This is a genomic window from Glaciihabitans arcticus (assembly GCF_004310685.1).
Taxonomy (GTDB): domain Bacteria; phylum Actinomycetota; class Actinomycetes; order Actinomycetales; family Microbacteriaceae; genus Conyzicola; species Conyzicola arctica.
Map to the genome: position 1 here is coordinate 96,508 of NZ_SISG01000001.1, position 16,898 is coordinate 113,405.

Annotated in this window: 6 protein-coding genes; 2 read left to right on the plus strand and 4 right to left on the minus strand. The window is 70.2% G+C overall.

Going from position 1 to position 16,898, the window contains the following annotated elements; translation table 11 throughout:
* Positions 1-162: 162 nt before the first annotated feature.
* Genes EYE40_RS00440 through EYE40_RS00455 form a run of 4 tightly spaced genes read right to left on the minus strand, consistent with a single transcriptional unit; the run spans position 163 to position 7,302 of the window.
* A complete protein-coding gene (locus EYE40_RS00440) occupies positions 163-864 on the minus strand; it encodes an ABC transporter ATP-binding protein (protein WP_130980098.1) in 702 nt (233 codons plus the stop codon).
* Positions 861-1,781: an ABC transporter ATP-binding protein gene (locus tag EYE40_RS00445; protein ID WP_130980099.1), complete on the minus strand. Its 921-nt coding sequence runs from the start codon at positions 1,779-1,781 to the stop codon at positions 861-863. The genes EYE40_RS00440 and EYE40_RS00445 overlap by 4 nt, the downstream gene beginning before the upstream one ends.
* Positions 1,778-4,564, minus strand: coding sequence for an ABC transporter permease (locus tag EYE40_RS00450; RefSeq protein ID WP_130980100.1), 2,787 nt, complete (start codon positions 4,562-4,564; stop codon positions 1,778-1,780). The genes EYE40_RS00445 and EYE40_RS00450 overlap by 4 nt, the downstream gene beginning before the upstream one ends.
* Entirely contained in the window at positions 4,561-7,302 is a 2,742-nt protein-coding gene (locus tag EYE40_RS00455; RefSeq protein WP_130980101.1) for an FtsX-like permease family protein, read from the minus strand. The genes EYE40_RS00450 and EYE40_RS00455 overlap by 4 nt, the downstream gene beginning before the upstream one ends.
* An 84-nt stretch (positions 7,303-7,386) precedes the next feature.
* Between EYE40_RS00455 and ahcY the strand changes: the two genes are divergently transcribed.
* Entirely contained in the window at positions 7,387-8,847 is a 1,461-nt protein-coding gene (gene ahcY, locus EYE40_RS00460; RefSeq protein ID WP_130980102.1) for an adenosylhomocysteinase, read from the plus strand.
* Between the two features lie 151 nt (positions 8,848-8,998).
* Entirely contained in the window at positions 8,999-16,894 is a 7,896-nt protein-coding gene (locus tag EYE40_RS15710) for an MBG domain-containing protein (protein ID WP_130980103.1), read from the plus strand.
* Positions 16,895-16,898: the final 4 nt, after the last annotated feature.

Sequence of the window (16,898 nt, forward strand, 5' to 3'; positions counted from 1 at the left end):
CGGGAGGCAGCAGAATCGGGCAACTCGGGCTCGAGTTGCGAGTTACGCATCCCGAACACGGTGGGAAGCTGCGCAACTCGCGAATCGGCGCTGACTCGCTGCCTGGCCTCGCCCGGACCGACCCGAACGCGCGCGCGAGTTGCCCGGAGGGAGCAACTCGCCTCAGACGGCGTGCCGACCGCGGGCCTGCGGCACCAGGTGTCCGTCGTGGATCTCGATCACGCCATCCGCCCGCTTCATGAGCAGCGGATCGTGTGTGGACACCACCGCCGCGACACCCTGCGAGGCGACGAGCGATCCGATGAGGTCCATCATGGCCTCGGCCGTGCCGCTGTCGAGCTGGCCGGTTGGCTCGTCCGCGAGCAGGATCGCCGGCCGCGCGACGAGTGCACGCGCAATGCCGACGCGCTGCTGCTGGCCGCCTGAGAGTTCGTAGGGTCGCTGCCCGGACTGGCCGGAGAGCCCCACGAGATCGAGCACCTCCGCCACGCGGGTAGCGCGCGATGCCGGATCAACGCCTTGGATCCGCAGCGGCAGCTCCACGTTCTCCGCCGCCGACAGCACGGGGATGAGCCCGAAGTCCTGGAACACGTAGCCGAGCCGTCGTCGCCGCGCCTCCACGAGCTCCGCCTCGCCGAGCGCCGTGAGCTCCTGGTCGCCGTACCAGACACTGCCGGTCGTGGGGGTGTCGAGCCCGCCGAGAATTGAGAGGAGCGTCGTCTTTCCCGACCCGCTCGGCCCGCGCAGCACGATCAGCTCGCCCGCGTGAACCTCGAAGCTGACGTCGCTGAGCGCGTGCAGCGGGCCCGCCCCGGTCGCGAAGGTGCGTCCGACGCCCCGTGCGCTGAGTACAGCGTCGCTCATGACTCCTCCTCCGTCGACGTTTCAGCCGGGGTTCCGGATGCCCGGCGCTCGCCCGGCCAGACGCCGATGTGATCCGGCTCGAGGGCCAGACGTACCCGGTCGCGAAGGTCGAGGCTGCCCACGAATTCGGTGGGGAGCTGCAGGCGGCCGACGCGGTCGAGCACGGCGAACTCCTCGGCGAGGTGGTGCTCTTCGCCGTGTTCGTCGGTGTGGGTGCTGCGCAGGACCTCGGTGGAGGTACGGCCATCCCGAATCTGTACGGTTCTTCGCACGTGGTCGGAGACGGTCGGATCGTGCGTGACGATGAGCGTGGTGACGCCGAGTTCGATATTGACCCGTTCCATCGACTCGAGCACCTCGGCCGAGGTGGCCTCGTCGAGCTCGCCGGTCGGTTCGTCGGCGAGCAGCACCCTGGGGGAGTTGGCGAGGGCCACGGCGATGGCGACGCGCTGCTGCTGGCCGCCCGAGAGCTCCTCGGGGCGGCGGTCGCGCAGCTCGCTCACTCCGAGCAGGTCGAGGAGTTCGCCGATGCGCTCGGTGCGCTTCGAACTGCCGGCGACCGCCATGGCGAGCGCGATATTCTCGCCCGCGCTCAGGTAGGGCAGCAGGTTGCGCGCGGTCTGCTGCCAGACGAAGCCGACCGAGTGGCGTTGGTACTGCACGCGCTGCTTCGGGGTCATCGAGGGCAGGTCGCTTCCGGCAACGACCGCGCTTCCGGCAGTGGGTGCGTCGAGCCCCGAGAGGATCGACAGCAGCGTCGACTTGCCGGAGCCGGAGGCGCCGACCAGCGCGACGAGCTCGCCCTTCTCGACCCGCAGGTTGAGCCCCTGCAGTGCCTGCACCTCGATGCCCTGCACCGCGAAGATGCGCACGAGGTCGAGGCAGAGGATGTCCGGCTCGGTTGTCATGGACATCATTCTTCTCCCGATTTCAGTGCTGCGGCCAGGGTGGTGGTACGGGATCCGAGCGCGGCGAGCAGGCTCGCGACGGCGACGATGAGGGCGAATCCGCCCAGCACGGCGGCGGTGAGCAGCGGATCGATGACGAGTGCGGGCTGGGCCGCGCCACCCGTGAAGGGGCGCAGGTCGATTCCGGCGAGCACGATGAGCGGCAGCGCGACGCCGAGCAGGGCACCGCCGACGAAGGCCGTGACGGCGATCGGGGCCAGCTCCCACGCGATCAGCTGCCCGGTCTGCCGGCGCGACAGGCCGAGGGTGCGCAGCACGGCGAGCAGCCGGGACCGCGAGCGGTTGTTGATGGTCGAGACGAGGATGATCGCGACGGCGGTGAGCAGCGCGACGAGCACGAGCACCGCCGCGAGCGCGAGCTGCAGTCCGCTGACGAAGGCCGAGGAGCGAATGTCGGCCGCAGCCTGCGCGCGGGTCGAGACCGAGAAGGTTGAGGTGGTGGCGTCTTCGATCGCCTCGGCGACGGCCGTGGCATCCGCCCCCGCATCGAGGGAGACAATCAGGATTCGGGGGACGAAGCCGCCGGTGACGACCGTCTCGGTGAACGCGCGGTCGAGGTAGATCCAGTTGTCGGCGACACCCGACCCGGCAATGCGGTCGGCCGTCGCGACGATCGCGAGCTTCTGGCCGTTCATCGTGAGGCCCTCGTCGACCTCGGCGCCGAGCTGCGCCGCGAGATCCTTCGACATCACGATCGGCACGGCGTCGCCGTCGAGCTCGGCAAGCGCGGCCCGGTCGGGTGCGGCGTCGGCGAGCCCGGACTGCAGGGCGGCGAGGGCGGCCGTGTCGGCGAGCAGCACCGTGACCGGGGCACTCGACCGACCGACCGTGAGAGAGGATGTCCCGGCATCCTGCAGTGCGACAGCCTCGCGTACGCCGGCCACTCCGTTCGCCGCCGCAACCCCCTCGTCGAAGAAGATCGGCCCGCGCGCGCGGAGGTCGCCGCCCACTGTCGACTCCGCGGCGCTGTCTACGCCCACGGTCAGCGTGGCGAACATTGCACCCGAGAACACCGCGACCGAGACGGCGACGACCATAGCGAGCACCGGGGCGAGTCCGGCGACCGGGTCGCGCAGCGCGCGAGCGGCGCCGACGAAGCCGACGACCCCCTTGCGTGCCCGCAGCCGCCTCTCGAGCGCGGCGAGCGGCAGCGGGAAGACACGCAGCACCACAACACACGCCGCGAGCGAGAGCAGCAGGGGAGTGGCGACGAGCAGCGGGTCGACCCCGGCGGTCTCCGAAGCCTGCGTGCCGCGCAGCAGGAGCAGCGTGAGGGATGCCACGGCGAGCACGATCGCGACGAGCTCGACGATCACCCGCCGCCGTCCGCTGCCGCGTTGACCGAGGTCGCTGCGCACCTGCCGCAGGGATCCGGGAGCGGCGGCCAGCGCGAACAGGGCGGCGGGGGCGAGCCCGACGAGGATCGGCAGCAGGTAGCTCCCGGGCGCTGCGCGGGCCGGGATGAGCAGCACGGCCGCGAAGATCCCGAGCACGGCGACGGGCAGCCCGAGCACGAGCCCTTCGAGCGCGAGCACGGAGCGCAGTTGCGCGTTGGAGCCGCCGCGCGCGGCGATGAGGGCGAGGGTGGGGCGCCGGCGGTCCGCGACGAGGCGCGCGGCGAGGGCGAGCACGGCGATCGATACCCCGAGTGGCCCGGCGGTGGCCATCAGCAGCACGGAGGTGGTGGCGGTGGAGCGCGCGATGATCGTGGAGAGCGCGTCGACGACGCCCGTGGAGAATTTGACCCGCGTCGGCATCTCGACGTCGGCGGTGATGGCGACGGCCTTGCTCGTGACCTGGCGCAGCTGTCCGAGCACCCGCTCGGCGCTCGCCCCCTCGATCGTGCCGCCGTTGAGCGGGAACCATATGCGGGTCTGCAGGATCACGCCGTTGGTCGAGGTGGTGAGGGAGTAGACGGCGTCCCAACCGGCCGGATTCACAAAGGCACCCCCGGTGATGGTGGCGCGGCGATTGCCGTCATCGAAGACGTCGGGGGTCAGCGTGGTCGGGGTGAGCTGCCAGTAATCGCTCTCCGCGTCGACGGCCTCGAAGGTGCCGGACAGCCGCACGGCCTGCAGCCCGGGCGGGGCGAGCTTCAGGGAGCGCACGGCGCCGACCGGCCACCCCATCCGCTCCGCTGTCTCCACCGACAGCACGAACTCGAGCGGTTCTCCCGGGCGGGGCTCGTCGTCGGCGAACACCGTGTCCCGGTCGAAGTCGTAGATGGCCGGGTCGGGCACGGCGGGCAGCGCACCCTCGACGATCTCGATCTGCTCCGCCATCAGCGGGTCGGCGAGCAGCACGAGTTTGTTGAACGGGTCGTCGCCGAGGTCGTAGCCCTCCGCCTGCAGCGCGGTGGTGTTGACGGCGAACCGCGGGTCGCCGAGCAGGGAGCGCGCGGGCTCCGGGACGTCGGCGCGCACCGCGCGGAGGCCGTCATCCAGCACGCCCCAGATCGGGTCGAGCTCGCCGTCGAACGCGTCGCCCGCGGCGGAGGGACCGATCGGGGGACCGTCGAACAGGCTGGATCGCAGGTCGCGGGTCGTCGGGGGAATCGACGAGACGGTGCCCGCGAGTTCGGCGCTCGTCATCACCTCGAGGGCGCGCGGGGCCGCCGCGCAGAGGAATGACACGACCAGCACCACGCCGGCGATCGCCACCGACGCCCCGCGCTCCGAGCCGAACTGCCGCCAGAGCAGCGGCAGCAGTCCCTTGCGTCTCGACCGGCTCATCGCGTCACCGGCCCGCGCGTTGCGGAGGTTCCGGCGACCGCTGCGACGGCGGAGAGAACCACAAGGGCCGCTCCCGCGAGGATCGCGAGTGGCATGAGGTCGAAGAGCAGCGGAACCGGCAGGCTGAGCGGCAGGCCGAGCGTGGCCGAGCGGGCGAGGTCACTGATCGTGAGCAGTGCGGCCAGGTATCCGGATGCCCCGCCGAGCAGCACCCCGAACAGCACGACCACACCGACCTCGAGTCTCCTCGCGGCTCCGATCTCCCGTCGCGTCATGCCGAGGGCGTGCAGCACACGCAGCTCGCCCCGTCGCGCACGGGAGACCATCACGTTGCCCGAGTACACCGTCGCGGCGGCCAGCAGCAACGCTCCGAGGGCACCGAGCCAGAGGGCGATGGTCGTGGAGGTAGGGGCGTCGTCGCCCGGGGTCGCCACGGTCACCTCGGCCGCGTCGCCCAGGTTCAGGGCGGCGGCGGTCGCCGCGGGGTCGTCGCTCGCCAGCCAGTACTGATTGCTCGCTGCTGTGCCCTCAGAGTCCGGCGTCGCCGAGAGCGCTGCGGTCGCGGTCGCGAGGTCGGCCACAAAGCCGAGCGCGTTGGTTGTGCCCGGAACGGCGGGCACCGTGCCGACGATCACGACGTCAAATGCTTCACCGAGGAGGGGCGAGCGCAGCGAGACGGTGTCGCCGACCTCGAGGGAGAGCCGGGTCGCGACCGCCTCGCTCGCGACGACCGGCACCCCCGTGCCGACTCCGACGCCGGGCGCGATGAGGCGCACCGACGACAGGAAGTTGTAGCCCGTGAACTCGACTCCGACACCGGTCGTCGCGACGGCGGGCAAGTACTCGGCAGGGAGCTCCTCTTCGGTGCCGAACTCGGCGCCCCACTCGGTGAGAGCGAGTTCCGGAACACCGGTGAGCGCATCGAGGGTGACCGTGTGCCGGCGCACGACGCGGTCGGGGCCGACCGAGACGCCGATGGTGAGCAGTCGGTGCTCTCCCGCGGGCAGCTCGACGATGCGGGTGACGGTGGCCGAGGCATCCGGAGCCGGGGCTTCGATCGGATCGAGGGTGGAGGTCGTCACCGTGCCCGACTCGTCGAGGGTCACGAGCGTGACGGTGATCGTGGCGGGGCCGCGCTCCGCCTCGGGGAAGTCGGCCTCGATCTCGGCACCGACATCCACGGTCAGGGTCGCCTCGAGCTCATTCGACCCGAGCCCGATGCCGCCCGGGTCGGCGGCCAGCAGCTCACTGATGCGCGCCGTATCGAGGGATCCGTCGAGGTCGTTCATCACCTCGGCGATGCGGGCGGCGGGGATGGCCACGAGCTCGGCGCTGTCGCCTCCGAGCTGGGCGGAAGTCGCGAGCACCGGCGCGACAGCCGTCACGCTGGGTGCATCGGCGAGCTCGTCGAGCGAAGGAAGGCCATCGCCCACCACTCGCAGGTCACCGCCTGCTCGCAGGGCGGGTGGGAGACCGCTCACCCGGGCGAGCGTCCCCGAGTAGCCGGTCGCGAGCAGCATCGACCCGATCGCCAGGGCGACGACGGTGACCGAAACCGCGTGCAGTCCGACCCGCCGCGCGACCTGGCGCAGCGGCAAGGATGGCCGGGCGCCGCGACCGCGGGCGGTGGACAGCTCGGCGAGACGGACGAGCGGGGCGAACAGCGCGAGACCCACAACAACCGAGGCGAGCAGCAGCAGCGCGGGGGCTGCGGCGATGAACGGCTCCACGCGGGTCTGCCCACTGTCGGTGACGACGAGCGGGGAACCGTAGACGCGGAACTGCAGGAAGGAGACCCCCGCGATAACCAGCACCAGCACGATCGACACGGCGCCGATCGCCGTGCGTCCGCGCGACCCGAAGGCTGGGGCGCTGAGCGAGGCCGTGCGCGCGGTGCTCACCGTCGAGGCGGCGACGATCCCTGCCGTAGCGAGCGCTGTCGCGAGCGGCACGATCCAGAGGGACGGGTTCACCGCGATCGCGGGATAGACCAGGGTGAACGCGAGCAGTACGGTGCCGGTGCCGAGCAGCGCGGCGGGCAGCGCGACAGCGAGCGCCTCGAGAGCCGCCCCCAGTCCCAACCGGCGCAGCGTCGCTCCGCGCGAGCGGATCAGCCCGAGCTCCGGGCCGCGGGCACCCGCGAGCAGTCGGGCGACCTGCCCCAGCGCGACCAGCCCGATGATGCCGATGAGGGCGAGCGGCACGAGGCTCGCGCCCTGCTCTGCGCCGATGCGCCGCTGGATGTCGTTCAGGGTGGTGGTCAGGCTCCCGTCTACCGTGACACCGCCCGCGCCGATCGCGGGGTCGTCGCCGAACGCGCGCTGCAGGTCGTCCACCCGTTCGATGATTCCGGGGATCGCCGCGGCCGTGAAACCGGTGGGGTGCGGCACGATGGTCCACCGCACGTAGTCCTGCCCACCCTCGGAGCGGTCCTCCACGGTGACCTCGATCGCCGCGCGGTCGAGCCCGAGCCCGATGACCGCGTCTGCTGCGGTTCGTTGGGTGGCGGGGTCATCCGCTCGCCGCGCCTGAATGGTGAAGCTGCGCTGCGAGTCGCCGACCGAATCGAGAGTGGATGTCGCAGCGCTCGTCGCCGAGACCGCGAGATACCCGCCCAGCCCCGCCAACAGCAGCGCGACCCCGAACACCAGGGCGCCCAGCGCACCGAGCAGGCCCGAGTGCGACACCGCACCGCGCGCCGAGAGCCCCAGCCAGCCGGTTCTCGATCGGGAGCGCATAGTGGGTCGAGCCTATCGACTGGGAGTCTGGCGGTCGGGGTCATTTTCGACGACCCGGCGCGTGAGCCATGGGAGAATACAGGCATGACTCTCGCACCTGTCTCCACGCTCCCGTTCAAGGTTGCCGACCTCTCGCTCGCCGAGGCGGGGCGCCACCAGTTCCGACTGGCCGAGAACGAGATGCCCGGCCTGATGGCCCTGCGCGAGGAGTTCGGCGCATCCCAGCCGCTCGCCGGCGCGCGCATCGCCGGCAGCCTGCACATGACGGTTCAGACCGGAGTGCTCATCGAAACCCTCGTCGCGTTGGGCGCGCAGGTGCGCTGGGCGAGCTGCAACATCTTCTCGACCCAGGACGAGGCAGCGGCCGCAGTCGCCGTCGGGCCTTCCGGTTCGGTTGACGCCCCGGCCGGTGTTCCCGTCTTCGCCTGGAAGGGCGAGACCCTCGAGGAGTACTGGTGGTGCACCTCGCAGATCTTCGACTGGTCGGCGGAAGGCTTCGAAGGCCCGAACATGATCCTGGATGACGGTGGCGATGCCACGGTCCTCGTTCACAAGGGTCGCGAGTTCGAGCTCGCGGGTGCCGTGCCTGCCACGCAGGAGTCCGACAGCCACGAGTACCGCGTGATCCTCGACACCCTGCGCGCGTCCCTCGACGTCTCGCCCGACCGCTGGACGAAGATCGCCGCCGAGATTCAGGGCGTCACCGAGGAGACCACGACCGGCGTTCACCGCCTGTACGAACTGGCGAAGAACGGCGAGCTGCAGTTTGCGGCCATCAACGTCAACGACTCGGTCACCAAGAGCAAGTTCGACAACAAGTACGGCATCCGCCACTCGCTGCCTGACGGGCTCAACCGCGCGACCGACGTGCTCATCGGCGGCAAGGTCGCCTTCGTCGTCGGCTACGGCGACGTCGGCAAGGGTGCGGCCGAGGCGCTGCGCGGACAGGGTGCTCGCGTCATCGTGAGCGAGATCGACCCGATCAACGCCCTGCAGGCCGCCATGGACGGCTTTCAGGTCACCACCGTCGAGAACGTGCTCGACCAGGTCGACATCTTCGTCACGGGTACCGGCAACGAGAACGTGCTGACCGTCGACCACCTGCTCGGGATGAAGCACCTCGCCATCGTCTCCAACGTCGGCCACTTCGACAACGAGATCGACATCGCCGGGCTTGAGAAGCTCGCCGGTGCCGAGAAGGTCGAGATCAAGCCGCAGGTTCACGAGTGGCGCCTGCCGAATGGCCGCAGCATCCTCGTGCTCTCCGAGGGACGCCTGATGAACCTCGGCAATGCCACCGGTCACCCGTCATTCGTCATGAGCGCCTCGTTCACCAACCAGGTGCTCGCGCAGATCGAGCTCTGGGTGCGCGGCGAGAACTACCCGATCGGCGTCTACGTACTGCCGAAGCACCTCGACGAGAAGGTCGCCCGCCTGCACCTCGACGCGCTCGGCGTTGTGCTCACCGAACTCACGCCGGAGCAGGCCGCGTACATCGGCGTGGATGTGAACGGTCCTTACAAGGTGGACCACTACCGCTACTGATCACGAGCCGGTCGAGTAGGCCCGCCAGGGCCGTATCGAGACCCGTGTTGGCGGGTCTACCCCCGGTTGCGGGGGTGTGATGTTTCGTCGCGTTTACTAGCCTGAAGTCATCCGTCGAGGGCCGTCGGATGCACCCGACGCTAGGCATCCCGTGACAACTGTTCGTCCCCTTCTGAGCGCGGTTCTCGCGTTTGCCCTCGTCACCGCATCGTTCAGCGTTCCCCTTGTAGCGCTCGCCGATGAGGCACCGACCGCAGCCCCCGAAGTCTCCGTCGTCGAGACGCCCGCGGCAGAGCCGACGGCCGAGCCCGAACCCTCTCCGGCACCCGTGGTCGAGACGCCCGTGGCCGAGCCGTCGCCTGCCGCACCCGTGGAACCTACGGCTGCGCCCACCGTCATCCCGAGCCCGGAAGCGACCGCTCCGCCCACAATCGGCAAGCTGCCCGCGAAGGTGGCCAAGGGCGCGACAGCGCTCGCTGCCCAAGCCGCGGCGCTCGCTGACGGCGTTCGGCTCTACACGGTTCCCTCAGGTGTCCACGCTGTCGAGATCGTCGCGTGGGGTGCCGGCGCGCAGAAGCCCCAGTACGGCAACGGCGCCACCGGCAAGGGCGGTGGCGTACGGTCGACCCTCGCGGTGGTACCCGGGCAGGTGCTGCAGATCACCGAGGGCGCCATTGGTGGCGGTGGCGCGAGCGGTGCCTCATATTACGTTGCCGCCGGTGCGGGCGGAGGCGCGACGGACGTGCGCGTTGGTGCCTGTGCCGCGACAGGCGAATGTGGGCTCGCTGACCGTGTCATCGTCGCGGGCGCCGGTGGTGGCCCCGGTGCAGTGACCGGCACCGACCCGAACAACTCGCACTGCGGCGGTAACGGAGGCGCAAACGCCGATGGCTCTGGCAACCGCGGTTGCTCGTACACCGAGGCCAACGGCTGGCCGGGTGCCGGTGGTGGCGCGACGGCGACCGCGGCCGGCGGTGGAGGTGGCGGCGGTTCCGGCAGTGGTGCCCGGGTCGGTTCCGCCGGAGCGCTCGGCGTCGGCGGCAACGCCGGTGGCAGCGGCTCCTCCGGTTCCGGTGGCGGTGGCGGCGGCGCTGGCTACTACGGCGGCGGTGGTGGCGGTGGCGGCGATGCAGGCGGCGGTGGAGGTGGCGGCTCCAGCTGGTTCAGCCCCACGACCCTCAGCGGATCCTTCCTCGGCTCGAGCAACGGCGGCGCCGGCTCGGTGACTGTCACGGCCCTGACTCCCACCGTCTCCTCGGCGACGGTACTCGCGGTGGCGCCCACCACGGGAACGGCATCCCAGCCGATCACCCTCAAGGCGACGGTCACTCCGAACGGATCAGAGGGAACCGTCTCCTTCGTACAGAACCAGGCGCCCATTCTCGACTGCCAGGCCGTGCCGGTCGTCTCCGGCGTCGCCAGCTGTGCGACCACCTCCTTCCGCACCCTCGGCGACCGGGTCATCCGTGCGACTTTCTCCGGTACCACGACTGTGCTCGCCAGTCAGTCCTCTACCGTGACCAGCACGACCACCCGCGCTACGTCGACGACGGCAGTCACCTCGAGCGCCAATCCCCAGTCGGCGGGCGCGCAGGTCGTCTATTCCGCGAAGACCACGCCTGCGGCCACCGGTGGCACCGTGAACTTCCTCGAGGGCGCTACGGCGATTCCGGGATGTACCGGCGTGGGCATCGACTCGACCACCGGTATTGCGACCTGTTCCTTCACCAACGTCACGGCGGGAACCCGTTCGATCACCGCGCAGTACAGCGGCAACGCGGACTACACGGCGAGCACCTCTCCCGCATTCTCCCAGCAGGTGACGGGTGCCTCGACGGTGACCAGCCTTCGCACGGATGCCACGCCGACCGGTCTCGGCGGCGGGGTCACCTTCACGTCCACGACCCTCCCCGCGCCCACGGCCGGAACCGTGAGGTTCAGCTCCAACGGCACGACCATCCCCGGCTGCGCGACGGTAGCGGTGAGCGCCGCGAACGGTGAGGCCGTCTGCGGCACGACCTTCACGAGCACGGGCGGCTATGCGATCATCGCCGTCTACTCCGGATCCGTCGACTACGCGGCAAGCACCTCGGGGACGGTGACCCAGACGGTCACCTCCGACCCCGCCGGGTACAACTCTTCCAAGCGGTATACGGTGCCCGCGGGCGTGTACGGAATCCGTATCGAGGCGTGGGGTGCGGCGGGTCAGAAGCCGCAGTATGGCAACGGCGCTCCGGGGACGGGTGGTGGCGTGAGCTCGGTTCTCGCTGTAACGCCCGGCCAGGTGTTGCAGGTGACCGTCGGTGGTGTCGGTGGTGGTGGCTCGAGCGGCGCGTCTTATTACGTTCCGGCGGGTGCCGGTGGTGGCGCATCGGATATCCGTATCGGTGACTGTGCAGCCACGAGCTCCTGCGCCCTTGCCGACCGCGTGGTGGTCGCGGGTGCGGGTGCTGGACCGGGTGCTGTCACGGGCCAGGATCCGCGGACCTCGCACTGCGGTGGCAACGGTGGCGCGAACGCCGATGGATCGGGCACCCGCGGTTGCTCGTACACGGAGGCCAATGGCTGGCCGGGTGCCGGTGGGGGAGCGACGGCGACCACAGCAGGCGGCGGTGGTGGTGGTGGCTTCGGCAGCGGTGCCCGGGTCGGTTCCGCCGGTGCGCTCGGGGTCGGCGGTAACGGCGGTGGCAGCGGATCGTCCGGTTCCGGTGGTGGTGGCGGCGGCGCCGGCTACTACGGCGGCGGTGGTGGCGGCGGCGGCGACATGGGCGGCGGTGGTGGAGGCGGCTCCAGCTGGTTCAGCCCCACGAACCTCAGCGGATCCTTCCTCGGCTCGAGCAACGGCGGAGACGGTCGCGTGACCATCACCGCACTGCCGGCGACCGCGGTCACGACCACCACGGTCACCTCCTCGCCCACCACCAACGCTGCTGGCAACGCCGTGGTACTCACAGCGACCGTCGCGACAGGAACGCACACCGGAACCGTCGGCTTCACGATGAACGGTGCGCCGATCACGGGATGCACCGCCGCGCCCGTCACGTCCGGCACCGCAACCTGTTCGACCCTGTCGTTCCGCTCCGTCGGGACCAGCACGGTGCGCGCGGTCTATTCCGGCTCCGCCACCTCGCTGCCCAGCCAGTCGGCCGCGATCACGCAGACCACGACCAAGGCATCCACGGTCACCGTCGTCACGTCGGGCGCGGCGACGGTTCCGGCCGGCACACAGCTGGTCTACACCGCCACCGTCAACCCGGCACCGACCGGCGGCAGCGTCACGTTCCGTGAGGGCGGCGTCGCCGTCGCCGACTGCACCAACGTCGGTCTAAACACCACCACGGGCGTTGCGACCTGTTCCCGCACCTACACCTCATCCGGAACCCGTACCGTCACGGCCGTGTTCGGAGGCAACGACGACTACACGACCAGCACCTCGGCCGCGTTCTCGCAGCCCGTCACGGCCGCTCCGACCACCACGACCCTGGTCTCCGACCTCAACCCGAGCGCGGTCGGTGTCGGTGTGGAGTTCACTGCGACGGTCAGCCCCGCGCCCACCGCGGGCACGGTGGCATTCACCGACAACGGTGTGACCCTGGTCGGTTGTGGCGCGATTGCCGTTGACCCGGCGAACGGAATCGCCCGCTGCCTGGCCAAGCCGACCTCGGTCGGAGCGAACGCGATCGTCGCGCGGTACTCGGGCGCGGACGACTACGTGACCAGTTCTTCGGCGAGCCTCTCGCAGGTCGTTTCCGCGATCACCGCGAATTTCGCGAACCCCGGCACGCGGTCCTTCACCGTTCCGCAGGGCTGGTCGAGCATCCGCGTCGAGGCGTGGGGTGCGGCGGGTCAGAAGCCGACCTATGGCAACGGCGCACCCGGCACGGGCGGCGGGGTGAGCTCGGTTCTCGCCGTGACGCCCGGCCAGGTGCTGCAGGTGACGGTTGGTGGTGTCGGTGGCGGTGGCTCGAGCGGAGCCTCCTATTACGTTCCGGCGGGTGCCGGTGGTGGGGCGTCAGATATCCGTGTCGGTGCCTGTGCAGCCACGAGCTCCTGCGCCCTTACCGACCGCGTGGTGGTCGCGGGTGCCGGTGCTGGACCGGGTGCTGTCACGGGCCAGGATCCGCGGACCTCGCACTGCGGTGGCAACGGTGGCGCGAACGCCGATGGTTCGGGCACCCGCGGTTGCTCGTACACGGAGGCCAATGGCTGGCCGGGTGCCGGTGGGGGAGCGACGGCGACCACAGCAGGCGGCGGTGGTGGTGGTGGATCGGGCAGTGGTGCCCGGGTCGGTTCCGCCGGTGCGCTCGGGGTCGGCGGTAACGGCGGTGGCAGCGGCTCCTCCGGTTCCGGTGGCGGTGGCGGCGGCGCCGGCTACTACGGCGGCGGTGGTGGCGGCGGCGGCGACATGGGCGGCGGTGGTGGTGGCGGCTCCAGCTGGTTCAGCCCCACGAACCTCAGCGGATCCTTCCTCGGCTCGAGCAACGGCGGCAACGGCCGCATCACGATCACCCACGCGGCCACGAAACTCGTACTCACTCAGTCGCAGACCGGCGACCTCGGAATCGGCAGCACCCGCGTCATCTCGGGAGTCATCACCGACAGCGCGGGCAACACCGTGACGACCGGTCCCGACTCGACCCGCCTCGTCAGCTTCGGCCAGAACAGCGGCCCCGGCGACGTGACCGGCTACCTCGAGAACGTAGCGGCGGTCGCCGGTGTCGCCTCGATCACCGTGACGGGTTCGGCGTTGGGCAATCTCAACATCACCGGCTACATGCCCGGATTCCCCTACACGCTGACGAACTTCACGATCGTGAAGGGCGCGCAGACCATCACGTTCCCGCAGCCGACCACATCGGGCGTCTACGGCACGACCTTCTCCGTGGCTCCTACGGCGAGCTCCGGTCTGCCCGTCACCGTGACCGCGACCGGGGGCTGCACGATCACCGGCACGACGGTCACCGTCACGAGTGGCACCACTCCGTGCGCGCTCAGCGCGAGCCAGGCGGGCAGCGAGACCTTCCTGGCCGCACCGGACGCCGCAATCAGCGTGACCACCGCCAAGGCGGCGCAGGCGGCGGTGACTGTCACCGGGCCCGCCTCGGCGGCCTTCGGGTCGACCGTGACGTTCACCGCTGGGGGCGGCTCCGGCTCGGGAACCTTCAGCTACGCGTGGGCCGGCCCATGCAGCTATGTGGGGCGGACGGATACCACGTTCAGCTACCGAGTCACAGAGGCGGGCAGTTCCTGCCCCGTCACGGTCCTCCGTTCGAGCGACGCGAACTACACAGCACGTTCCTTCACCGTGACGCTGGCCACGGTCAAGCACGTGGCGAGTGTCGACGCAGCACCGCGCACCGTCGTCTACGGCGAGGCCGACCCCTCACTCGGCTTCAACCTGTCGAACCTTCCCACCGGCACGGTCGGGAGCGAATTCACCCTCACAGGCTCCGCGGCATGCAGTCGTGCGGCGGGCACCAACGTGGGGTCATACACGATCACCTGCCTGCCGGGCACCCTCGCGAACGCGAACCTGAGATTCGTCGCGGGCAGCACCTCGAGCCTTTCCATCACCCCGGCGGCGGTCACCGTGACCGCACCGACCCAGGAGATCCGTTACGGACAGGCGCCGAGCCTGCAGCCGGCCTATTCGGGCCTCGTCTACGGTCAGACCGCGCCCTCGGGTGTCGCGACGTGTACGAGCGGCGCATCCTCGACGGCGCAGGTAGGCAGCTACCCGATCACCTGCTCCGGCGCGGTGAGCGGCAACTACACGTTCGGCTACGTGGCGGGCACGGTCACGATCACGAAGGCCGACCAGATGATCACCTTCGCACAGCCAGCCAGCCCGGCCGGATTCGGATCGAGCTTCGTCGTCGCCCCGACCGCGACGTCCGGCCTGCCGGTTACGGTCCATGCGGGTGGTGGATGCACCGTGTCCGACCTCACCGTCACGATGACCAGCGGCAGCGCGAGTTGTGTGCTCACCGCGTCGCAGTCGGGCGGAACCAACTACCTCGCCGCGACGAACGTCATCCGCACCGTCTCCGCGACGAAGGTCGCCCAGGCTGCGCTGTCGGTGACCGTCGATGCGTCAGCCACCTACGGTGACGAGGTCACTGCGGTCTTCGGTGGCGGCTCCGGCTCGGGAGGCTGGAGCCTCAGCACCTCGACCCCGGCGGTCTGTGTGATCAGCGCCTCGAGCGGCTCAGGGGTGACGCTCCTGATGGTCTCCGGAACCGGTTCGTGCGTCATCGGCGCGACGAAGGCGGGCGATGACGATTACGTCGTGGCGTCCCGCTCGGTCGTCATCCAGGCCGTACCGCGCGAGTTGCGCGTTGTCGCGACTCCGAAGACGAAGACCTACGGTGATGCAGACCGGGCCTTCGCCTTCACCCTCGACAACTATGCACTCGGCGATGGTCGCGGCTCCATCATGGGTAACCCGGTGTGTACCCGCGAGACCGGGGAAGACGTGGGCGACTACGCGATCACCTGCGCACCCGGCACCCTCGCCAACTCGAACTACCGGATCGTGACCGGCGGGGCCGCCGACCTGACGATCGTCCAGCGCGACCTGCTCATCACCGCGTCCGGCGATGAGATGGTCTACGGAGAGACGGTCCCCGTGATCACGCCGAGCTACGACGGTCTCGCGAACGGCGACACGGCCCCCGCAACTCCGCCCGTCTGCGAGACGGATGCCACGAGCACCGCGAACACCGGAGACTACGAGTCGCGCTGCTCGGGTGCGGTCGACCGCAACTACGACGTCAGCTACGCAACCGGCACCGTGGGAATCGTCAAAGCCCAGCAGGTCATCACCTTCGCTCAGCCCACGAGTCCTGCTCCGTTCGACAGCTCGTTCACCGTGACGCCGACCGTCGCCTCTGGACTCCCTGTGACCGTCGTCGCCGCCGGCGGCTGCTCGATCACGGGTGACACGGTCACCATGACCAGCGGAACGACCGATTGCGTGCTGACGGCGAGCCAGCCCGGCAACGGCAATCACGTCGCCGCGGACGACGTCGTGATCACCGTCATGGCCTCGAAGATCGCACAGGCGCTCGTCGCCCTCGCGGGCCAGGCGAACGCCGTGTACGGCACGTCGATCACGGTCACGGCCAGCGGTGGATCGGGAGTGGGCGTCTGGTCCTTCGATTCGGTCGATCCTGCGGTCTGCGCGATCACCGGTACCGACGCGACGACGGCAACCCTCGAGCTCGTGGCGGGTGCGGGCGACTGCTCGGTCTCGGCGACGCGCGCGGGCGATGCGGACTACGAGCCGGCGACGGCCGGCTCGGTCACGGTGGCGCAGAAAGCCACGCTTGCGATCGACGCCGTCGACGCCACCCGTACCTACGGCGACGCCGACCCCGCCTTCGACTGGACGACCTCGGGCTACGTGCGCTCAGACCGCTCGGAAACCGTGGCGCTCAGCGGAGACGCGGACTGCTCTCGGACGACCGGCGAGAACGTAGGCGACCGCACGATCACCTGCTCTCCCGGCTCCCTGTCGAGTGCGAACTACGCGTTCGCGACCGGAAGCACCGCAGAGCTGTCGATCACGAAGCGCGCGCTCACCATCACGGCCTCCGACGCCGGGATGGTCGAGGGTGACGTCGTCCCGACCATCAACCCGTCGTACGCCGGGCTGGCCGCCCGTGACACGTCGCCGTCGACTCCGCCGAACTGCCTCGTGGATGCCAGTCCCTCATCGACCGCGGGTGACTATGCGACCGAGTGTGTGGGCGCGGCTGACGGCAATTACACCATCAGCTACGTTCCGGGAACCCTCACGATCAACCCCGCCGCCGCCGTCGTCGACGACGAGGATGACGCGTCTGGCGGCTCGACGACGGGAACCGACCCCGACACGGGCACCGGCGGCAGCGATCCCGACACCGATGGCACGGTCAGGGCCGCATCGACCTTGGGCGACGGTGTTCCGGTCTACGCCTGGGTCGTCGGCGGGCTGCTGCTCCTGTTTCTCGCCGGGGGAGCGATCCTGTTCGCGATCCGGCGCCGGGCACTGATCGCCGAGTAGCACG